Annotated in this window: 15 protein-coding genes; 8 read left to right on the top strand and 7 right to left on the bottom strand. The window is 50.4% G+C overall.

The genetic code is table 11. The features are described from left to right. Positions 1-152: 152 nt before the first annotated feature. Positions 153-617, bottom strand: a complete 465-nt coding sequence (locus ACG2F4_RS03760) for a MauE/DoxX family redox-associated membrane protein (protein ID WP_395258596.1) — start codon at positions 615-617, stop codon at positions 153-155. Between the two features lie 109 nt (positions 618-726). Between ACG2F4_RS03760 and ACG2F4_RS03755 the strand changes: the two genes are divergently transcribed. After that, a complete protein-coding gene (locus ACG2F4_RS03755; protein ID WP_395258594.1) occupies positions 727-1,623 on the top strand; it encodes a TIGR01777 family oxidoreductase in 897 nt (298 codons plus the stop codon). A 352-nt stretch (positions 1,624-1,975) separates the two neighbouring features. On the opposite strand, the gene ACG2F4_RS03750 is transcribed toward ACG2F4_RS03755, so the two are convergent. After that, the gene (locus ACG2F4_RS03750) at positions 1,976-3,175 is read right to left on the bottom strand and encodes a putative sugar nucleotidyl transferase (protein WP_395258591.1); all 1,200 of its coding nucleotides are present in this window, start codon (positions 3,173-3,175) and stop codon (positions 1,976-1,978) included. Positions 3,176-3,288: 113 nt separating this feature from the next. On the opposite strand from ACG2F4_RS03750, the gene glmS reads away from it, so the two are divergent. The 4 genes from glmS to ACG2F4_RS03730 all read left to right on the top strand — a co-directional run bounded on the left by glmS (position 3,289) and on the right by ACG2F4_RS03730 (position 9,234). Further along, a complete protein-coding gene (gene glmS, locus ACG2F4_RS03745; RefSeq protein WP_395258589.1) occupies positions 3,289-5,136 on the top strand; it encodes a glutamine--fructose-6-phosphate transaminase (isomerizing) in 1,848 nt (615 codons plus the stop codon). A gap of 536 nt (positions 5,137-5,672) precedes the next feature. Beyond that, positions 5,673-6,038, top strand: a complete 366-nt coding sequence (locus ACG2F4_RS03740; protein ID WP_395258587.1) for an Hpt domain-containing protein — start codon at positions 5,673-5,675, stop codon at positions 6,036-6,038. 210 nt (positions 6,039-6,248) lie between these two features. Beyond that, complete coding sequence (locus ACG2F4_RS03735; RefSeq protein ID WP_395258585.1) at positions 6,249-6,575, top strand: phage holin family protein; 327 nt, start codon at positions 6,249-6,251, stop codon at positions 6,573-6,575. 133 nt (positions 6,576-6,708) lie between these two features. After that, complete coding sequence (locus tag ACG2F4_RS03730) at positions 6,709-9,234, top strand: zinc-dependent metalloprotease (RefSeq protein ID WP_395258583.1); 2,526 nt, start codon at positions 6,709-6,711, stop codon at positions 9,232-9,234. 349 nt (positions 9,235-9,583) lie between these two features. Here ACG2F4_RS03730 and ACG2F4_RS03725 read toward each other — a convergent pair whose 3' ends face one another. From ACG2F4_RS03725 to ACG2F4_RS03710, 4 genes are all read right to left on the bottom strand, one after another. Further along, positions 9,584-11,320 (bottom strand): sodium:solute symporter, encoded by a 1,737-nt coding sequence (locus tag ACG2F4_RS03725; protein ID WP_395258581.1) that lies wholly within the window; start codon positions 11,318-11,320, stop codon positions 9,584-9,586. 3 nt (positions 11,321-11,323) lie between these two features. After that, the gene (locus ACG2F4_RS03720; protein ID WP_395258578.1) at positions 11,324-11,452 is read right to left on the bottom strand and encodes a hypothetical protein; all 129 of its coding nucleotides are present in this window, start codon (positions 11,450-11,452) and stop codon (positions 11,324-11,326) included. Positions 11,453-11,527: 75 nt separating this feature from the next. Then, a complete protein-coding gene (locus ACG2F4_RS03715) occupies positions 11,528-12,199 on the bottom strand; it encodes a WbqC family protein (RefSeq protein ID WP_395258576.1) in 672 nt (223 codons plus the stop codon). Positions 12,200-12,400: 201 nt separating this feature from the next. Next, a complete protein-coding gene (locus tag ACG2F4_RS03710; RefSeq protein WP_395258574.1) occupies positions 12,401-12,736 on the bottom strand; it encodes a four helix bundle protein in 336 nt (111 codons plus the stop codon). Between the two features lie 213 nt (positions 12,737-12,949). Between ACG2F4_RS03710 and gltX the strand changes: the two genes are divergently transcribed. After that, complete coding sequence (gene gltX / locus ACG2F4_RS03705) at positions 12,950-14,434, top strand: glutamate--tRNA ligase (protein ID WP_395258572.1); 1,485 nt, start codon at positions 12,950-12,952, stop codon at positions 14,432-14,434. 180 nt (positions 14,435-14,614) lie between these two features. Continuing rightward, a complete protein-coding gene (locus ACG2F4_RS03700; RefSeq protein ID WP_395258569.1) occupies positions 14,615-16,348 on the top strand; it encodes a Na+/H+ antiporter NhaC family protein in 1,734 nt (577 codons plus the stop codon). A 247-nt stretch (positions 16,349-16,595) separates the two neighbouring features. Here ACG2F4_RS03700 and ACG2F4_RS03695 read toward each other — a convergent pair whose 3' ends face one another. After that, positions 16,596-17,369, bottom strand: a complete 774-nt coding sequence (locus ACG2F4_RS03695; RefSeq protein ID WP_395258567.1) for an NRDE family protein — start codon at positions 17,367-17,369, stop codon at positions 16,596-16,598. Positions 17,370-17,608: 239 nt separating this feature from the next. Between ACG2F4_RS03695 and ACG2F4_RS03690 the strand changes: the two genes are divergently transcribed. Further along, a complete protein-coding gene (locus tag ACG2F4_RS03690; RefSeq protein WP_395258565.1) occupies positions 17,609-20,248 on the top strand; it encodes a PP2C family protein-serine/threonine phosphatase in 2,640 nt (879 codons plus the stop codon). Positions 20,249-20,275: the final 27 nt, after the last annotated feature.

Raw genomic sequence — 20,275 nt, 5'->3', positions numbered from 1 at the left:
TTTTATTTCAAATCGATTAAAAATAAAATATCTATATGTCATTGTTGTACAAAGAGTTACGCGGAATTATCTTCTTTTTAACCGGACACTAGTGATTAAATACAACTAATGGGATTGATACAAGGCAGAGGAGAGGCCTGGAAGCAGGCTGTTTATTTTTTTTCTGTTCCCTGTTCTCCGTTGCCTGTCATCGTTTTAACGGTAAAACCGGCGATTATCAGTAACAGCAGGATGGAATTGCGGATCAGGGTCGATACGATGCCGCCGCCGATGCTGAAAGCTCCAAAGCACCCGCAGCTGGCCACCGACATACCCTGGAGATAGAAATATCCCAGGACCCCGGTAAATGAAATAATGAGCAGGAAGGAGGCCAACAGTACCGCGGTCAGTTTTCGTCCCCAAAATAGCAGGCCCGCCAACAGAAGCTCAAGGAGGGAGGTACCGGTCACAATGACACTGCCGTACTCAATGAGCCAGTAAAACTTTGTAGCCAACAGCTCCACCAGGTAGAGCGCCTGGCTGCCGTCAATCAGCTTCCCGATTCCCGAAAGCAGGAAAATCGCCCCTAAAATAATGCGGATTGCCAATACTATCTTGTGTTGTGTAGTTGTTGTCATTGATACGAATTATGGGATACTGTTGCTACTTTAATTTAATCATATGGAATTTTTTTCTAAAAGTAGATGTAATTAACAACACCTAACCTTAAGATAGTTATTTTAGTGTATGCATATTCTGATAAGTGGTGGTACAGGTTTTATCGGCACTGAGCTGAGATCGCATTTCCTCCAACAGGGCCATTTCATAACGGTGATTACGCGATCTCCAGAGAAGTATGCAAGTGAAACTGCGGAGAATCAAGCCTTTATCGATTGGGAAGCGAACCTGCCCGATGCGATGGATCAGGCGGATGTGGTAATCAATCTTGTGGGGGAAAGTATATTTGGCAAGCCGTGGACCGATCAGGTTAAACAACGGCTTTACTCCAGCCGGGTTGACAATACCCGGCAGCTAGTGGAGGCGGTAGAGAAGGCCGAAAGCCGACCAGAGCTGTTTATATCCGCATCAGGGGTAAATTATTATGGCGACCGGGGCGAAGAGCCTCTTGATGAGACAGAACCTCCGGGTGACGGTTTCCTTTCTGAGCTGTGTGTAGACTGGGAAAAGGCAGCTGAACCCGTGGAAGGGCTTGGCGTACGCCTGGCAATTTTTCGAAATGGAGTGGTACTGGAGAAGGGCGGGGGCGCATTCCAGTATCTGCTGCCGATTTTCAAATTTGGTCTTGGCGGTCCTCTGGGCGACGGTACTCAGTATTTTCCCTGGATCCACATGCTGGATATGACCCGCGCGGTAGAGTTTGTGATAGAGAACGAGCGGGTGCAGGGTCCATTGAACCTGGTGGCTCCCCAACCGGTAACGATGAAAGAGCTGACCGGTAAGCTGGGAGAGATATTGCATCGCCCGACATTTTTCAGGGTGCCGGAGTTTGCCCTGCGGCTTGTACTCGGAGAGGCTGCCGATCCGCTTCTGGAAAGCGTGCGTGCCCAGCCGTCCGCTCTTCAGAAGGAAGGATTTGAATTTAGGTTCAACGTCCTGAAAGAAGCGCTGAGTGATATTATTTAGGGATCGCATCTAGCCGGCAGCACCTCACGAGCCACTAGTGTACAGTCAACCATAACTATTCGGGTTTACGGGATACTGGAACGCAGATGAGACTGATACAGCGGATTTAACCATAGAATAGGTGTCCCCCCCCCCCTTTAGGTGATCGTCAGCCTGGTCAGTGGTACCCGCGTTCTGCCAGTTACGGCCGAAATTCAGGTTTGAGACAACACTAGTTAAAATACATTTCTTGTAATGTACGGTTTGGCAAAGCCCTCTTTTGAACGAGGAAATACGAACCGCGCTGCCGTGGTAAATCGCTGTCAAGGCTTTTGAGGCCGTATCATTGGGGGGAGCTTCCGATAACGACAGGTCAGCTCCGGCTCTTCTTCGCAATACGTTCCATCATATTCCGGTAGTTTTCGGTGAGTTCCACGTCGCGGCGTTTCATGACTGCCTCCATGGTTTCAACAGCTTTGTTGAACTTGTAGGGCTGCAGCACGTTGGTGCCCACCCAGGTAAAAGAGGGAATCAACTTCGGGGGAAAATCAGCGGTAAAGATGTTGCAGGAAACCCCGCAAACGGTCCCGGTATTGAGCTGCACGTTGATGGCCGTTTTGGAGTGATCGCCCATAATGGTACCGATAAACTGCTGGCCGGTTTCCACCTGTTGCATGGAGGTCCAGTCAGTAAGCCGAATGGTGCTGTAATTGTTTTTGAGGTTCGAGGTGTTGGTATCGGCCCCGAAGTTGCACCACTGGCCGACCAGAGAGTTGCCGATAAAGCCCTCATGCCCCTTGTTGGAGTAGGAGTGAAAGATGGAGTTGTTGATCTCGCCCCCCGCCTTGCAGACTGGTCCGATGGTGGAAGCCCCGTATATTTTAGCCCCCATATTGACAATCGACTCCCGGCAGATGGCCACGGGTCCCCTGAGGATGGCACCGGCACAGATGGTGGCGCCCGGACCGATATATATTGGTCCCTCGGTGGCGACAAGGATGGCGCCTGGTTCAACAGATACGCCTTCACCAATAAAGATCTGGTCCCGGTTTTCGAGCACGGCGTGGGGAGAGATGGAGTGGTCTTCGGAAGAGGGATGCCCCATCCGTTCGATATCTGCCCTGATTTCCCGACCGTTGACCTGAAACAGGTCCCACAGGTGTTCCAGGGGATCAAAATCATCCGTTTCAAAGACCAGCAGGCTGTTAAAGTTGTCCCTGTTATTCGACAGCCACCGGGCGCTTTCGGCTCCATCAACCTTTGCGGCAATTTCAATGTCCCCGCTTCTCAGGCAGCTTCCCACTTCAAGATCGTGGATCCGTTCCAGCAGCGCCTCCTGCGGCAGGTACCGGGCATTGAGCCAAAGACAGGGTTCTCCGGGATCGATCGGGGGTTGCTCAAAAACGCCCTTGAGAGTATCGCGCAACAGGCGGGAAGTGTGTTCGAGTTCCAGCTCGGCTTTCCACTTTTCAGCAACCGTGCAGATACCCACGCGGAGGTCATCAAGCGGTCGAGTCAGTGTCAAAGGGTGAAACCGGGATAGCAACTGATCTTCAAAGAAACAGCACTGCATGCTAGTTAATTTTTTCTTAAATGTTTTAATAGTCTGACTAGAATTATAAATTGGCAGACTTAATTCAAGTATTTATTATATTTTAGAATAAAATCACTAAACAAGAGAATATCATGTGCGGAATTGTTGGTTACATTGGCGAGAAGCAGGCGAGCGATATTATCATCAAAGGGTTAGAGCGATTGGAGTACCGGGGATATGACTCGGCCGGCATAGCCCTTGTAAACGGGGCACTGCGGGTTGAAAAGGGCAAGGGCAAGGTCAACAGCCTGAGGAAAAAAGTTACCCAAAGTCAGATGAACGGTACTATCGGTATCGGCCACACGCGCTGGGCCACACACGGGCAGCCCAATGATGTGAATTCGCATCCCCATGTGAGCCAGTCCGGGAAAATTGCACTGGTCCACAACGGCATCATTGAAAACTACTCTTCCCTTAAAAAGGAGCTGATGAAGGACGGAAGAGAGTTCAGGTCGGAAACTGACACCGAGGTTATTGTCCAGCTGATTGAAAAAATATATGAGAACGGCGGCGATGATGACGAAATGACCTTTGAGCGGGCGGTGCAGCTGGCCCTGCAGCAGATTGTGGGAACGTACGGGTTGGCGATAGTGAACCGCGACGAGCCGGAACAAATTATTGTAGCGCGTCACGGCTCGCCTCTTTTGATCGGCGTTGGAGACAATGAGATGTTTGTAGCCTCGGATGGAGCTCCGATCGTGGAACATACCAAAAAAGTGGTGTACCTCGATGATGGTGAGATGGCGATCATCCGAAGAGATGGCTATGAAGTAAAGACGATCAAGGATGTGCCGCTGACCAAAAAGGTACATGAGTTGGCCCTGAGCGTGGAAGAGATTGAAAAAGCGGGCTACCCGCACTTTATGCTGAAAGAAATTTTTGAACAGCCGCGTGCCATCGCGGACTGCCTTCGCGGGCGTCTTGATCCCGAAAAGAATATGATCCAGCTGGGGGGACTTGTAGACGTAATGGACCAGTTTGTGAATGCCAAACGCCTGGTAATCGCCGCATGCGGAACCAGCTGGCATTCGGGTCTGGTGGGGGAATACCTGTTCGAAAGTCTGGCCAAGATGCCCGTGGAGGTGGAATACGCCTCTGAATTCAGGTATCGCGAGCCGCTAATCGGGGAAGGGGACGTGATGATCGTGGTTTCTCAAAGCGGGGAGACGGCTGATACCCTCGCCGCTCTGCGCGAGGCGAAAAAGCGCGGCGCCCTGGTATTGGGCGTCTGTAATGTAGTTGGATCCACCATTGCCCGTGAAACGGATGCAGGAGTCTATATTCATGCCGGACCTGAAATCGGGGTGGCATCCACCAAAGCTTTTACCGGCCAGGTGACGGTGCTGGCCATGATGGCCTTACTACTGGCCCAAAAGAAGGGAACGCTTGATGAAGAGCAGTTGGCGAACCTGATCCAGGCGCTCGACAAAATTCCCGAAAGCGTGGAAAAAATTCTTGAGCAGAGCGACAAGATCAAGGAGGTTGCCAATCTGTTTAGCTATGCCCCCAACTTCTTGTATCTTGGGCGTACTCTTAATTTTCCGGTGGCACTGGAAGGGGCGCTCAAACTTAAAGAGATCTCCTATATTCACGCAGAAGGGTACCCCGCAGCAGAGATGAAACATGGCCCGATCGCCCTGATCGACGAGATGATGCCCGTGGTGGTTATTGCCCACACCGAACATACCAACGACAAGATGATCAGCAATATTGAAGAGGTGAAGGCGAGGAAAGGCCGTCTCATTTCGATTACCGGGGAGAGGAACAGGGAAGTGATCGACCTCTCGGAGTTTTCAATAACGATTCCCGAAACAGAGGACAGCTTTTCGCCGCTGCTGACGGTAATCCCTCTCCAGCTGCTCTCATACTACATTGCGGTAAACCGCGGATGTAATGTAGACCAGCCGCGTAACCTGGCCAAAAGCGTCACTGTTGAATAAGGATGACCCTAAAATTCCGCAAAAATAACGCCTTGCTTGAATTTTAGCTAAAAAATGATTACATAAGGAATCCTCTCTTAAAAAGTTAGTCTTTTAATACAGGGTTCCGAGAAATGAGTAAGTGGAAGGCGTTGATTTTTAAAATAACTGTTCTCGTTTTGATAAGTATTGTGATTTTAACCGGATAAGTCACGAGTTAAAGTGCAGGTATTCTCTGTATCCTGACTTTTACCCTTGAATCGCGACTTCGGCAGGCTGCCAGGGAGCTTTGCCAATCTTGCAAAGCCCTCTACCACTAAATACTATAGAAAAAGTGCGCAGTACAGTGCTCTACAGTGGCTCGTACGGCATGAAGCCTAAAATAATTGGTGCCGCACTAACAATACTACCATATACTCAACCGCAGTTAATCGCTGAGGTGCGATAGGAGCAAGGGGATAAACCTGTATCCTGCTGTTGGAAAACAGGATCTAAATTTTGATCTGTGGATTATTAACAGGATACTTCTCTATCAATTTTATCCAAAACCGATATCAATGGCAGAGCAAAAGATTACCAATTTAGCCTATCTTGAAGATCTGGGAATGGGAGATGATGAATTGATGATCGAGATGGTGGAACTGTTTTTAACAAATACACCCGACTCGATTGCCACACTGCGGCAGCACTGCGAGGGTAACAACTGGAAAAAGCTGGCAGCTGAAGCCCACAAGCTTAAACCTAATCTTTCCTACGTGGGGCTGGATGAAGCCCGGAATATCATTATTGAAATCGAAAAATGTGCCAAGAATCACCCTGAAGAGCAGCAGCTTTGCAGTCAGATCGATGAGATTGACGAGATCTGCCAACAGGCCTACCAGGAGCTGGAAATAAAATTGGAAGAACTAAAAAGTGGGCTTTGAAAAGCCAGGGGTTTTGGTCAAGGTCAAAACTTGAGCGAATTTGAAGCCGGAGCTTATTAGCTATAAGTGAGGATTTAAAATCGTGAAAATACAGAGATTGGCCAAAACAACGGTTTTCAAAGCCCTCTAAAAAATAGTTTGGGTATAACAAAGGTCCGCAATTCTGCGTATGCAGCAGTACTTGTAATCCATAACCAATGGAGAAGACCAATGATCTACACACTACTCATAAACAGTGTTGCTGTTTACCTGACTGCCAAACTCCTGGATGGCGTCGAAATAAAAGGCTTTTTCAGTGCCATAATTGTGGCGATTCTGCTGGCCCTTATAAACACGTTTATCAAGCCGGTTATCGTTCTCCTTACGCTGCCGGTTACCATTCTTACTCTCGGACTCTTCATCTTGGTCATCAATGCATTTATCCTGATGCTGGTCGATGGCCTCTCTGCCGGTCTGAGGATCAGGAGCTTTGGCTGGGCGTTGCTCTTTAGCATCGTCTTGTCGATCATTAACGGATTCCTTTTCTGGATTTTTTAATACAATTTTATACCTTCCGATGGAACGAGATTCGATCCGGTATCTTTACTAAATTACGAACTGTTTTTCTAAATCAAGGTCAGCTGGGCAGCGAGGGGGTACATCGTGAGTGCGCCTTGCAGAACCTGCCTGCTTGAGTAATTATAAATCATATCCCATGAGGTTATCTGTCAGAACTATACGTACTACTATTATTACCATGGTAACAGCCGGTCTGCTGGCGGGCTGTTCCGTATTCAAAAAGACAACAGAGAAAGACCAACGCAGGGCGAGCTCGTCCGGGGAGAAATCTGATTTTGAATCCTACAGCGATGTAATTACGGATGAGGCTCAGACGGACGAGGGATTGTTTGATGTCCACAAAGTGGATGAAACATACTATTACGAAATTCCTGACAGCCTGCTGGATCGCGAATTGCTTCTGGTAAGCCGTATCTCCGGGTCGACCCAGAATTTGAGTTTTGGAGGAGCCGGGATGAAGGCGCGTTCTCAGCAGGTGGTGCGCTGGCAACGGAAGGGAAAGAAAATCCTGCTACGTCACGTGTCATATGAAAATGTTGCGGATCCGGATCAGCCGGTCTATAAATCGGTGCGCAACAACAACTTTGAGCCGGTCGTCCACACGTTTGATATTGAGACTGTCGGAGAGGAATCAGTAACAAAAGTGATCGACGTCACCGAGCTGTATACCTCGGATGTGGCCCTGATTAGTGGGTTGAATGAAGGACAGCGACGCGAGTTCCAGGTTCGCCGGCTGGACAGCGGTCGCAGCATGATTGACAGTGTGCGCAGCTATCCCCAAAATATCGAAGTCCGTCACATCCTGACCTATGACGCCGGCAATCCGCCGGATGATGCCGCCACCAACACCATCTCGCTGGAGATGAATCAGTCGATGATACTGCTGCCGGACGAAAAAATGAGGCCGCGCTCGGCAGACCAGCGGGTGGGTTATTTTAACATTGAGCAGTACGATTATGGGACAGATGCCCAGAAAGCGGCTCAATTTGAATATATCACGCGCTGGGACCTGGTCCCCAAAGACAAGGAGGCCTACCTGGATGGTGAACTCGTGGAACCGGTGGAACCACTGGTATACTATTTGGATCCCGCTACGCCGCCACGCTGGCGCGAATACCTGAAGCAGGGAATTGAGGACTGGCAGAGCGCTTTTGAGGAAGCCGGATTCAAAAATGCCATTATTGCCAAGGATCCCCCTACTGAAGAGGAAGACCCGGAATTCAGCCCGGAGGATGTCCGTTACTCGGTTATACGCTACATTACCACCCCGATCCAGAATGCACAGGGTCCGCACGTGCATGATCCCCGAACCGGGCAGATCCTGGAGAGCGATATCCTCTGGTATCACAACGTGATGAACCTGCTGCGCAACTGGTTTTTTGTGCAAACGGCGGCCGCCAATCCCGATGCACGTGCCGTGGAGTTTGAGGAAGAGGTGATGGGTCAGCTGATCCGGTTCGTGGCGGCCCATGAAGTCGGTCATACGCTTGGCCTGCCGCACAACTTCGGATCCAGCTATGCCTTCCCGGTAGACTCGCTCCGTTCACCGTCTTTTACCTCCACCCACGGAACGGCTCCCTCAATTATGGATTATGCCCGGTTTAACTACATAGCTCAACCCGGCGATGGGGTAACGAATTTTTACCCGGCGATAGGGGAGTATGACAAATGGGCCGTCAAATGGGGCTATACCTGGTTCCCGGAAAGCATGAGCGAGGAGGCAAAGCGCGATACACTCAACAAGTGGGTTCGCGAACGGGCAGATGATCCACGCTACTTTTACGGGCGCCAAACGGTCAACAAGATTGATCCCCGTTCCCAGAATGAAGACCTGGGCGATGATGCCATGAAGGCGGGAGAACTGGGCATCAAAAACCTACAGCGGATCACCGACAACCTGATAGCTTGGACCGAGCGCGAGGGCGAAAATTTTGAAGAGCTCGATGAGCTGCACAACAGCGTGATGAACCAGTGGCACCGCTACGTTGGACATGTGATCCGTAATGTTGGCGGGGTGTACGAAACCCACAAAACGTATGAGCAGGAGGGTTCGGTATACGAATTTGTGCCTGAAGAAATCCAGCGCCGGGCTATGAAGTGGTTTGACGAGTACTCGTTTACGACCCCGGCGTGGCTTCTTGACAGACAGGTACTGGGGCTTACGAATCAGTCGACAGCGGTGGAAACCATACGCAACTACCAGGAAAGCCAGCTAAATACACTGGTGGATCCGCAACGAATCGCCCGCCTGATCGAGTTTGATCAGCGAACGGAGGAAGATACCTATTCCGCAATCGAGTTCCTGGATGATGTTCGTGAGGGGGTATGGCGTGAACTTGAACAGGAGGATTCGATCAATGTTCACCGCCGGAACCTGCAGCGCGCCTACCTGGAACGTATGGAATACCTTATGACAGAGGAGTTGCCGACTATTCCGGCTGAATACCGGGAATTTTACGGGTGGACGGAAGTAGATGTCAGTCAGTCAGACATACGCCCGCTGGCCCGAGAGCAGCTTACCTTGCTGCAGGAAGATGTTGAAAAAGCACTGTCCCAAATTGCCGACCGGGCATCGAGAGCACATCTCCGGGACGTACAGAGCCGGATTGATCGTATTCTCGAGGCAGAGGAGGATTAACAAATATATCTCACCTGAAAATCGTGAGGTAACATGTTGGCACGCTGTAGAGATCGCGGTCGGCCTGGGGATATCGAATAGTTGAAAAAATAGCGTGCCAGCTGTTTTATGGTTAGCGAATGCAGAGGTAATTTATTGCTCCCCGATCGGGTAGTGAGGTGTAATGTCTGTGGTTGCATATGGTTTGAACAAAACGCTGGTGGACACCCATGTTAAAAAAAGGGCCAGATTAGTTCGACCAGATACAAACCAGTAGCCTGGACTTTTTATCCCGATTTAATTTTGTTTACGCAATACGCAATACGCAATACGCAATACGCAATACGCAATACGCAATACGCAATACGCATCACTCATCACGCCATTTCTCCGAGATGTAGCTGAACAGAAAACCAATTCCAACCACAACTGCCGTACCCACGGGGTTCAGCCAGAGGTATTCAATGGTTTTGGTGAATCCTTCCGGGATCTGGCTCCAGGGGGCGATCAGCATCCATTCGCCGGTGGCGGAGTTGTCATAGATGCGATCGAAGAGGAAAACGGTGATCATGCCTGAAACCAAACCGGTGAGCGCGCCGAACCCGTTGGCCCGTTTGACCCACAGCAGGAGGATAAACACCCCGAGAATGGAGCCGTAAAAATAACTTCCAACCTTGTTGACCAGCTCGATGATCGAGCGCGTTTCGCCCAGCGCAAGGGCCGCCAGGGTGGCCAGGATCCCCCAGAAAACGGTTACCGCCCGCGACGATCTCAGGTACCACGCCTCGCCGCGATCGCTGGAATCCAGACGCTTGTACCAGTCCACGATAAAGACGGTGGAGAGCGCATTCAGCTCGCTGTCGATGCTGGAGAGGGCCGCCGCGAAGATACCGGCGACAATCAGGCCTATAATACCGATCGGAATCTGGTTCAGGATAAAGTAGGGAAATATGTAGTTGGTGTCATTAAGGCTTGACCCGGTAATTCGCTCCTGCCGCTCCAGCTCGGCCTGCCGCACTTCATTGAGATGGTCGTCTGCCGCTCGAAACGCCTGGGCCTGTTCCCGCGATCTTGCTTCAAGCAGTTGCCGGGCGGCCTGCTTCCTGTTTTGATAGGCCTGTTGATATTCCTGCTGCAGCATCTCCCCGGCGATCACTTCCTCCTGCTGCTGTGTGGTTACATCCACGGGACGAAAGGTTATGGGGGGAGATCCGAAAATATAGAATACGTAAAGCATGACGCCGAGCAGCAGGATAAAAAACTGCATCGGGATTTTGGCATAGGCGCTGAGCAACAGCGACTGCCGGGCATCTTTAAGGGATTTGGCGGTCAGGTAGCGCTGCACCTGGCTCTGGTCGGTGCCGAAGTAGGAGAGCATCAAAAAGAGGGCGGCGATGACCCCGGTCCAGACATTGTATTTTTCGCTGATATCAAAACTTATGTCAAGTGCTTCTAGCTTGCCGATGGTGCCCGCCAGGTAGAGCGAATCGGAAAAATTTACGTCTGCCGGCAGGCTGGTGATAATCCAGTAGAAACTGAATATCAGCCCGAAAGCCATTACCGCCATCTGTTTGACATCGGTGCGGATGACCCCGCTGATGCCGCCAACCATGGTGTAGAGCGTGGCCGTAACCCCGATGATAAGAATGGTGGAGTTGAGCGGAAAATCCAGCAGCAGGGCCAGCACGTACGAGGGGGCAGCGATGATGATTCCGAGTCCCAGTCCGCGCGACATCAGGAACAGGAAGCTGGTAAACAGTCGGGTGGAGAGTCCAAATCGCTCTTCCAGCACCTCGTAGGCGCTGAAGTTTTGCAGCCGGTTGAAAAAAGGAACAAGCGTGGTACAGAGAATGATCATGGCGAACGGCACGGCCAGGTAGATCTGCACGAACCGCATATCCTCCACATAAGCCTGTCCCGTCGTCCCGATAAAGGTGATGGCGGAAGCCTGGGTTGCCATTACGGAGAGGCCCATCGCCCACCACGGCATAGAGCGGTTGGCCAGGAAAAAGCCCTCAATATTTTCGGCCTGGCGCCCCCGGCGGCTTCCATCCCAGATGGTATAGCCGAGAAATAGGATAAGTATACCCCAATCGATCCAGTGCATAATCTAAACGGGATTATTGAAAAGGAGTGTGAACAATCCCATCAGCAGTATATAGATGATTCCCAATGTAAACACCAGCCAGTACCTCGGTTTCCACTCGGAGCCACTGTTGTCGGTAGGTTTGTTCTCCATGAGCATTAATCCAATATGAAATATAAATTTGTATTGTAACATAACAGATAACCTGTAATCTTCAACCTTGAACTTTTATTCTTCAACAATTAATTGCTCGGTGATCCGAAAACTTTCCGGTCCAAATTGGAAGAGAAGATCGAGAATGCAGCACCAGGGTTCGAAACCTTCAAAATGCTGGTGATAGGTGGGGTGGATAAAATCCAGTTCTTTTTGTGATGTTGCCTGCCGCTGGTAGTGACGGCTGTCGTGTTCCTGGTAGAGGATATCGGCTCCCAGCCGGTTGGCCAGCTCATCTGGATCGGAGGTGTAATTATTCAATTCGCTACTTAACTTCCAGTCGAGGTTCAGTTCCATAAAGCGAAGCAGGCGCTTTTGGATGTAGAGGATGAACGGCACTAGGTACTCAAAGTCGCCGGAACGTTCAAAATCGGCCTTGATCTCCGGCTCGTAGAAATCGTAGTAGATGCTGTTGCGGTAGTTGTACTCCAGGCTGCGCAGCAGGGGGGTGATCCAGTCTTCTTCATGGTCGATGCGTACCTCCTTAATCGTTTTCTTGCGGTCTTCGGTACGGATCGGGATATTGATCCAGAGTGTCCCCCCGGGCTTCCTTATTTTTGCCCGGTGCACCCGGCTTTTGCGCGACCACTGCTCTTCGTCCTGTAAGATAATATGATCTGAATTTAACATAATAGCCAGGTCGTACAGGTTTGGTGCGAATTGGGGGAAGAGTAGGGATAGTTTCATTCGGTCGTATTGCGTACTGCTTACGTACTGCGTATTTCGTATTGCAATGAGGCTATTTTGGGTCTTGGAAGTCTATTTTAATTGATTCAATTGTTTTTGAGTATGTTTCATGTTGATCGATTGAGTAGGATATATCGTGTTCTTTGATTTTGTTTTGACGTTCAGTGGGAACAATGTGTAACAATTGTTTTATTATTTCTGTTAGTAGTAGTGAGCGTGATTTAAAAACTTTATCTGGAAGCGAATGTCGTACCATCCGCGGCTTTCTCTGGCTGAGCCTAAAGAGTACTCATAAAATCGTGCTCTGTCCAATCTTGATTTTTTAGAATATCCTTCTTCCAGATTTGCAGAAACTGAACCTGTTGCCCTGTCGAGTTGATCACATAAAGAGACCAATACTTTTCTTTTTGAAAGGTGAGATATATCCTGCCATGCAACATCAGAAAGGAAAAGTGCATACTTATACACCTGCATGTTCCAAATTGTATCATTCGTTATCTCTTTGGGAACAGTTTTGATCCATTCTCTAAATTTCATATCAGAAAAGTTTGAATTGACTTTCTCAAATCTTAAAACATATTTCCTAATACGCAATACGCAATACGCAATACGCAATACGCAATACGCAATACGCAATACGCAATACGCAATACGCAATACGCAATACGCAATACGCATTTCAAAACTCTCCAAGAACCTGTATCTTTGCAGCTCATTCGAAATTCACGCTAATACCCAAATTTAATTGAGATGAACGAATCCGTTCGCGTACGTTTTGCTCCTTCCCCCACGGGATTTTTGCATATCGGTGGGCTCCGAACCGCACTTTATAACTACCTGTTTGCCAAGCATCACGACGGGGTGTTTGTACTTCGTATAGAGGACACCGACCAGAGCCGTTACGTGGAGGGGGCGGAGGAGGATATTATTGAGTCCCTGCAGTGGTCGGGACTCGATTTTGATGAGGGACCCGGCAGGGAGGGCGACTTCGGGCCGTACCGCCAGAGCGAACGCCGGGACCTGTACCAACAGTATGCCGAGCAGCTGGTCGAAGAGGGACATGCCTACTATGCGTTTGACACGCCCGAGGAGCTCAACGACATGCGCGATCGACTAGAAAAATCCGGCAACCCGTCCCCCAAATATGATGCAGTTACCCGTATGTCGATGCAAAACAGCCTGACGCTCCCGCAGGAAGAGGTTGAAAAACGGCTGGAAGAGGGCGAAGAGTACGTAGTACGCCTGAAGGTGCCGCGGCGAGAGACCATCCGTTTTGAAGATGAGATCCGCGGATTTGTCTCCTTCGAGAGCAAGGGGCTGGACGACCAGGTGCTGCTCAAGTCCGACGGCATGCCCACCTACCACCTGGCCAACGTGATAGACGATCACCTGATGGAAATTTCGCACGTTATCCGCGGTGAGGAGTGGCTCAGCAGCACGCCCAAGCATATGCTGCTCTACAAATACCTCGGGTGGGAAGCGCCCAGGATGGCCCACCTGCCACTGATTATGTCGCCGAGCGGCGGGAAGCTTTCCAAGAGAAAAGCCGAGAGTGAAGGCATTCCGATCAATGCCAAAGATTACCGCGAGCAGAAATATGAGCCGGAGGCCCTGGTGAACTTCCTGGCCTACCTGGGATGGAGTCCCGGCGACGATTCCGAAATCCATTCGCTCGATGAACTGGTTGAACTGTTTACCCTGGACCGCGTCAGCAAGAGCGGGGCGGTATTCAATCATAAAAAGCTGCTGTGGTACAATGAGAACTACCTGCGTGAAAAACCGGCCGGGGAGTTGTATCCACGCGTGGCAGCCATTGCAAAAGAAGAGGGCGTGGAGCCAGAAAAGGAGTACCTGCTGGAAATCATTGAGCTGATGAAAGATCGCGTGAGCAAGGTGGAGGATTTTATCACGCAGGGGATGTTCTTTTTTGAGGATCCCGAAGAGTATGACAAAAAAGCGCTCAAAAAATGGAAGGACGACAGCGGGGAGATCGTCCGAAAGTACCTGGAAAAGATTGTTGATCTTGGCGAAGATGAATTTACCGTCGATAATCTGAAAGCCGCCGTCAATGAGCTGACCGACGAGATGGACATCGGATTCGGCAAAGTGGCCATGCCGCTTCGCGTAGCGGTCACCGGGCAGGGCTTCGGTCCCGACCTGTTTCCGGCCATTGAGCTTTTGGGCAAGGATACGACTATTAGCCGAGTTAAAACAGCCCTTGAAAGGTTAAAATAAAAGGTAAAATCGTACTGCGTATTTCATATTACTTTATGAGAATACTCAACGTTGGCAATTCCAAATACGCAGTACGTAATACGCAATACGTTTTGATTAGGAAAAAATCCCAGAGATTGTATTTTCATGCTTAAACGTTCGAGAAAACGGTCGTCCTGATCTCCTAAAAACGGTTGAGGTATGAAGCAAAACTGGTCATTTCTGGTCTTGGCTCTGGGACTGATTGCATGCATCTTTATTCTAGGTGCCGGCGCCCCCGAAGCAGCAGGTACGATTCAATCAACCGCGGAGCAGGCACAATCCCCATCCGTTTCATGGACGAGTGTCCTTCCCCCGCTTGTTGCCATTGGAATTGCCCTGGTCTTTCGCCAGGTGTTGTTTGCCCTTTTTCTGGGTATCTGGTGCGGTGCTTTCCTGGCGGGTGACCTGAGCTTTTTTAGTGTTTTTACGAGTTTTTTCACCGCCCTCAGCGACTATATTTTAGATGCCACCGCCGATGCGGGGCACATGAGTATTATCATTTTTACGCTGCTGATCGGCGGCATGGTGGGCATTATCACCGACAACGGCGGAACGCGTGGGGTGATCAGGGCGATTACCCGGTATGTGCGCACCAAAGTGCATGGCCAGCTCATCACGGCACTGATGGGGTTTATTGTCTTTTTTGATGATTATGCCAACACCATGGTGGTCGGCAATACGATGCGCCCGCTCACCGACAAGCTTCGGATCTCCCGCGCCAAGCTGGCTTATCTCGTGGATGCCACCGCCGCTCCCATCGCCACTGTCGCGCTGGTTAGCACCTGGATCGGCGCAATGGTGGGGTTTATCGCCGACGCCGAGGCAAAGATGCCGGAGTTCAACGAAGCGGCATACTCCGTATTTTTTAACTCGCTTCCCTACAATTTTTACGCATTTTTTACCATCCTTTTTGTGATTCTGATCGCATGGTCCGGCCGCGATTTTGCGACCATGCTGAAAGCACGCATCACCCTGTATAAAGCCAAGCATGAACCGGAGCTGGATCGCTACAACCTCTACAAAGAGAAGATCAGGGAGGATGAAATAAAGAAGACTGAATCGCACTGGATAAATGCCGCTGTCCCGATATTTGTACTTGTGTTTGGGTGTATCGGCGGACTGGTGGTCACGGGTGATGGCAGCAATATCCAGGAAATCATTGAAACAGCCGACTCTTACAAAGCGCTGCTCTGGGGCGGATTTCTTTCGATGGTGGTGGCCATAGCTATGACTTTGTCGCAAAGGCTTTTGGATGTTGAGGACACCCTGAAAGGAATGATGGACGGGATGCACACCATGTTTGACGGCCTCCTGATTTTAGTCCTGGCGTGGGCGCTTAGCGCCATTACGGTGGAGCTGAATACGGCAGATTACCTGATGTCGGTTTTTGGTGACCTGCTGAATCCCTATTGGCTGCCGTCGATGGTCCTGTTTTTGTCGGCAATTACTGCTTTTGCCACCGGTTCCAGCTGGGGCACGATGGGTATCCTGATGCCGTTGGTGGTCCCGCTTGCGTGGGAGATCGGCAACAGCAGTGGACTGGGTTTTGAGGTCACCCACGAAATTATTTACGCCTGCGTTAGTGCCGTGCTGGGCGGATCGGTGTGGGGCGACCACTGCTCCCCGATTTCCGATACGACGATTTTGAGTTCCATCGCCACCCAGTGCGATCACGTGGAGCATGTCAACACGCAACTGCCCTATGCCATGATCGTGGGGGCGATCAGCATCCTGGCGATGGTCGGCGTGCTGGTGCTGAGTATTCCCTGGTGGGTTATCTACCCGCTGGGAGTGGTTGTAATCATTGCTGTTATCTTTAAATTTGGAAAAATACCGGATCCGGAAGAGTATGCGCCAGAGGGAAAAGAAGCTGCTATTACAAGTTTGGATTAAACGTTTAGAGGGCTTTGTAAAACCCTCAATTCCTCGTTCTGAGGGAGTTGTACTCCCGTTAAAAGGCCACCAAGGCCGGTAGTACAACTACCTCCCAACAAAATGGCAGGTTCTGCAAAGGCCCGTTTACTAACCAGCTCCCCATTTTTTAGCCTTGAAGCTCCGCCTCATACCGACTGTTATCTTCCAACTACACTCCACGATATTCAAACTCGTCAAAGCGTTCAATCGATCGCAAAACTGATTGTCAACGTCCTTCCAGTTCAAACTCAAAACGGCTGTTATCTTTGACAGTGGCACTTCCCTTTTTGTATCGGCGTTCCTCAAAGGTTACTTGCCCGTTGCTGCCAACCAGTAAAATTGTGGAGCAGCGGGTGCCATATTCCTCCGTTGCGATAAAGATGGGGGAAACGGCGCGTTCAAGGTCCCTGGACAAGCCGGTATCAGGGAGCCGGGAATCAGGGGCCGCCTGGTCGTTCTTCAATATCTCGAAGAGAGACGATTCATCAATAGTATCTTGCCGGATAACTTCTGAAAGTTGTTTCTTTGATCGCTCTGTCTTCGGCCAGGGCGTATCCAGCAGGTGATTGCTTAACCCGTATAAACCGGCGTCGAGCGATACCGGCTGACCTGTTTTGTTGGAGTAATACATCAGGTTGTGGATCGAACCCACCAACAGGTTGAACCCGTTATACTGTTCGGCCTTGGAATGCAGTTGCTGCAGGTACGATTCCGGTGCGATGTCGCCGGCCAGGAAATTGCGCACCAGGTGTCCCCGTGAGGGGGCGTTTTCCTTGCGGTTAGCCATGTCGCGGTAGTTGGTCAGGGCGGAAAGCCGCCCATCGCGCGTAATCCCCATCCATGTGCCGCCCGCCTTGAGATCTTTGCCTGCCAGGATGTCTGGTTCCTCATCCCAAAAACGGGCCTTTCGCGTGGGCCGCTCATAAAACTCATCCCGGTTGGCTATGAAAACAAGGTCATATTGCGGGTGCTGTTTATATGAAAAGGCGATCAGGCACATATGCAGTATATCTGTCGATTGGTGGTTTTGACCCGGGGTGCGTGCCAGGGCAGTGGAAATAACGCTTCAGGTCCAGCAGCGAAAGGTGTGGATCCAGGCAAATTTTTCCATCCGTTAGCCCAAACATATTGTTCCGGCACGGACGTGAAAGCCCCGGAAAGTTAAAAGATATTCTCATAACTATTTAGCATATTCATGCGTGTATTCATTCTGCGATAATCAATTTAGGCGACAGGTGCATGTCTCTGCTAAATCAAAATCGAAGCTACACCGTTCAGGATTTTCTGTTTATAGCCGCCGGGCTGCTCGGGGTGCTCGGCTTTTTCATGACCTATGACTCGCAAGATCCTCGGGGCATGATCCATATTGCCCTGGATGAATCTTCCGCGGAATCCCGTGCGGAAGACCTTGCCGGTTCGCTGGGATTCAACACCAGCAACTACCGCACGCAGGTCAACTTTGGGACCAACAGCCGCCTGTTGGACAGTCTGCAAACCAACATGGGTCGGCAGAAAGCGATTAAAATCTTTCAGCAAGATTCTTCAGCGAACCTCTACCCCTATTTTTGGGAGGTTCATTTCAACCAAAAAAGTTCGGTAAGGGATGAGAGGCAAATCACGATTGGGAGCGATCGGGAGAATGTAGAAACGGGGCCCACCGAATTCATCATACGATATGCTTCTTCGGGAGAGTGGGTCGAATTGTTAAATGGAAGTGACCTGATACCGGAACAGCAGGTGAACCGGGAGGCGCTGGAGCGTGTTTTTACCTCGGACAGTTTGCGGCAGTTGCTGGAGACCCTGCCGGATTCGCTCTGGCATGAGAAATTAAGCTTTAACCTTGATCGGAATTATAACGACACGACCACCGCTCCAAGTGGCCGGGGCTCCTCTCCGGGTATCAGTCCATTTACTCGCTCCGAAGTATTGCGGCTGGGTGAATATTACATTGCGCAGTCCGGCTGGGAACTGCAAAAGTTTGATGTGGCGAATATCCGTATGGAAACGGTGGGATCAACGGTCGTTGCGCGTATCCGGTATACCTCAGCGCAGCCGATCCACGGGCAGGTGATAAACCTGCGGGCTTCGTTGACGCCAACGGGCAACCTGCTGGGACTGAGTGCCAGCTATAATCCCCGTTCCGACAATGACAGCAGAACCCCGCCCCTCTGGGAACTGGTTCAAGTGGCCGGTTTTTTTCTTTTTGGTATAGGCACGATTATCATCTTTTATTTCCGTATCCGGGCGCGGGTGATCGATACAAAATCAGCGCTGGTATTGAGTATTTTGGCGGGATTTACAGTGCCGGCTATTATATTCATGAACCAGATCAATGAAACCAATATTTTTGAAGAGGGTGGCAACTGGGTCGATCTTGTGGGCCTCTCCCTGAGTATGGGAATCACCGGTGCCGTAGCTTCGGTCAGCCTTTTCGTTCTTTCAGCGGTCGGCGATTCGGTTACCCGCCAATACTGGCCCGGCAAGCTCGATTGTTACGACTATCTCCGGCAGGGAATGTTTTTTAACAAACCGGTGGGTGAGGCGTTTGTCCGCTCGGGTGTCCTCGCTTTTCTTCTTGCCGGTTTCTGGGCTGTTTTGTTGTGGTTTTTCCCCGATTTTTACTTTGAAATCGAGGAACCGATCTTGTCTTACGAGGTGATCTGGCCTCCAGTTTACCTGTTACTGGACAATTTGTGGTACACCCTGTTTGCCGCTTTCAGCATATTTTTGGTTGTCGGTTCCCAAACCTATGCCCAGACCGGCAAGCGCTGGCTGGCCGGCTTTTTCATGATATTGGCCGTTGTGGTGGCAGAGCCGCTCCCGTATACCGGCGGACCGCCCGTAACGCAGGCTGTTCTTCACTTGGTATTTGGGTTGGCATTGACGGGTATCTACCTATATTGGGATTTTCTGACCCTGCTGATAACCTATTTCCTGTTCAACTGCCTGCTGGTCGCTTCCAGTGGATGGATGATGGAGGGTTCGCCCGATTTCTACGTCTTTTTGTTTTATCTCGTGTTCCTGTTTCTGGCAACGGGCGGGGGAGTATTTTCAATTTTGAAAGGTGAAGAGGGGCGGGCACTGCCCGATTTTGTACCGGAATACGTAGAAGAGCTGGCGCAGGAGGAGCGGATTAAGCAGGAGCTGCAGATTGCCCGCGATGTACAGCAATCGTTCCTGCCGGTGGGAACGCCCGCCATCGATATGCTGGATCTGGCAGCTATCTGTAAGCCGGCGTATGAAACCGGGGGCGACTATTATGATTTTATCCAGCTCGATGACCACCGCCTCGGGGTGGCTATTGGGGATGTGAGCGGCAAGGGCATTCAGGCCGCATTTTACATGACATTCACCAAGGGGATCCTGCATACCCTGTGCCGGGAGACAGAATCACCTGCGGAAGTGCTGAAAAAAGCGAATAAACTGTTTTATGATAACGCACGGCGCGGTACTTTTATCTCATTGATTTACGGTATCGTGGATACCCGCCAAAAAACGTTTAGCTTTGCGCGGGCCGGCCATAACCCGATATTGCATTATGCCGCCGAGAAAAAGACCATAAACCTGCTTCAGCCCAGTGGACTGGGACTCGGGTTAACAATTTCAGACTCATTTGACAACAATATCCAGGAGGCCACGCTGGAGCTCTCCGCGGGAGATCTCCTGGTGCTATATACTGATGGCGTTGTTGAGTCGTTGAATACGGCACACCAGTTTTATGGAACCGGTCGGCTGCAAAAACTGCTCGGTAACAGCGCAAAAAAACAGGCCCCTGAAATCCTATCAGATCTGGTGTCGGATGTGGATACCTTTTCGGGAAAGGCCAGGCAACACGATGACATGACTGTGATGGTAATAAAACTTAACAATAAAAGTTAGAATAGATAAATTAGGTAACCATCGAAC

The organism is Halalkalibaculum sp. DA3122 (assembly GCF_043951865.1).
In the GTDB taxonomy this organism is placed as follows: domain Bacteria; phylum Bacteroidota; class Rhodothermia; order Balneolales; family Balneolaceae; genus JAMQKA01.
Note: the sequence above shows the minus strand (reverse complement) of the source record. Positions and strands in the feature narration are given on the sequence as shown.

Bases quoted from the DNA above. Each gene is read 5' to 3' on its own strand.
- ACG2F4_RS03725 (WP_395258581.1), bottom strand. From the start codon at position 11,320: ATGCACTGGATCGATTGGGGTATACTTATCCTATTTCTCGGCTATACC.
- ACG2F4_RS03715 (WP_395258576.1), bottom strand. From the start codon at position 12,199: ATGAAACTATCCCTACTCTTCCCCCAATTCGCACCAAACCTGTACGAC.
- ACG2F4_RS03720 (WP_395258578.1), bottom strand. From the start codon at position 11,452: ATGGAGAACAAACCTACCGACAACAGTGGCTCCGAGTGGAAACCGAGG.
- glmS (WP_395258589.1), top strand. From the start codon at position 3,289: ATGTGCGGAATTGTTGGTTACATTGGCGAGAAGCAGGCGAGCGATATT.
- ACG2F4_RS03760 (WP_395258596.1), bottom strand. From the start codon at position 617: ATGACAACAACTACACAACACAAGATAGTATTGGCAATCCGCATTATT.
- ACG2F4_RS03735 (WP_395258585.1), top strand. From the start codon at position 6,249: ATGATCTACACACTACTCATAAACAGTGTTGCTGTTTACCTGACTGCC.
- ACG2F4_RS03750 (WP_395258591.1), bottom strand. From the start codon at position 3,175: ATGCAGTGCTGTTTCTTTGAAGATCAGTTGCTATCCCGGTTTCACCCT.
- gltX (WP_395258572.1), top strand. From the start codon at position 12,950: ATGAACGAATCCGTTCGCGTACGTTTTGCTCCTTCCCCCACGGGATTT.
- ACG2F4_RS03740 (WP_395258587.1), top strand. From the start codon at position 5,673: ATGGCAGAGCAAAAGATTACCAATTTAGCCTATCTTGAAGATCTGGGA.
- ACG2F4_RS03710 (WP_395258574.1), bottom strand. From the start codon at position 12,736: ATGAAATTTAGAGAATGGATCAAAACTGTTCCCAAAGAGATAACGAAT.
- ACG2F4_RS03690 (WP_395258565.1), top strand. From the start codon at position 17,609: ATGTCTCTGCTAAATCAAAATCGAAGCTACACCGTTCAGGATTTTCTG.
- ACG2F4_RS03755 (WP_395258594.1), top strand. From the start codon at position 727: ATGCATATTCTGATAAGTGGTGGTACAGGTTTTATCGGCACTGAGCTG.
- ACG2F4_RS03700 (WP_395258569.1), top strand. From the start codon at position 14,615: ATGAAGCAAAACTGGTCATTTCTGGTCTTGGCTCTGGGACTGATTGCA.
- ACG2F4_RS03695 (WP_395258567.1), bottom strand. From the start codon at position 17,369: ATGTGCCTGATCGCCTTTTCATATAAACAGCACCCGCAATATGACCTT.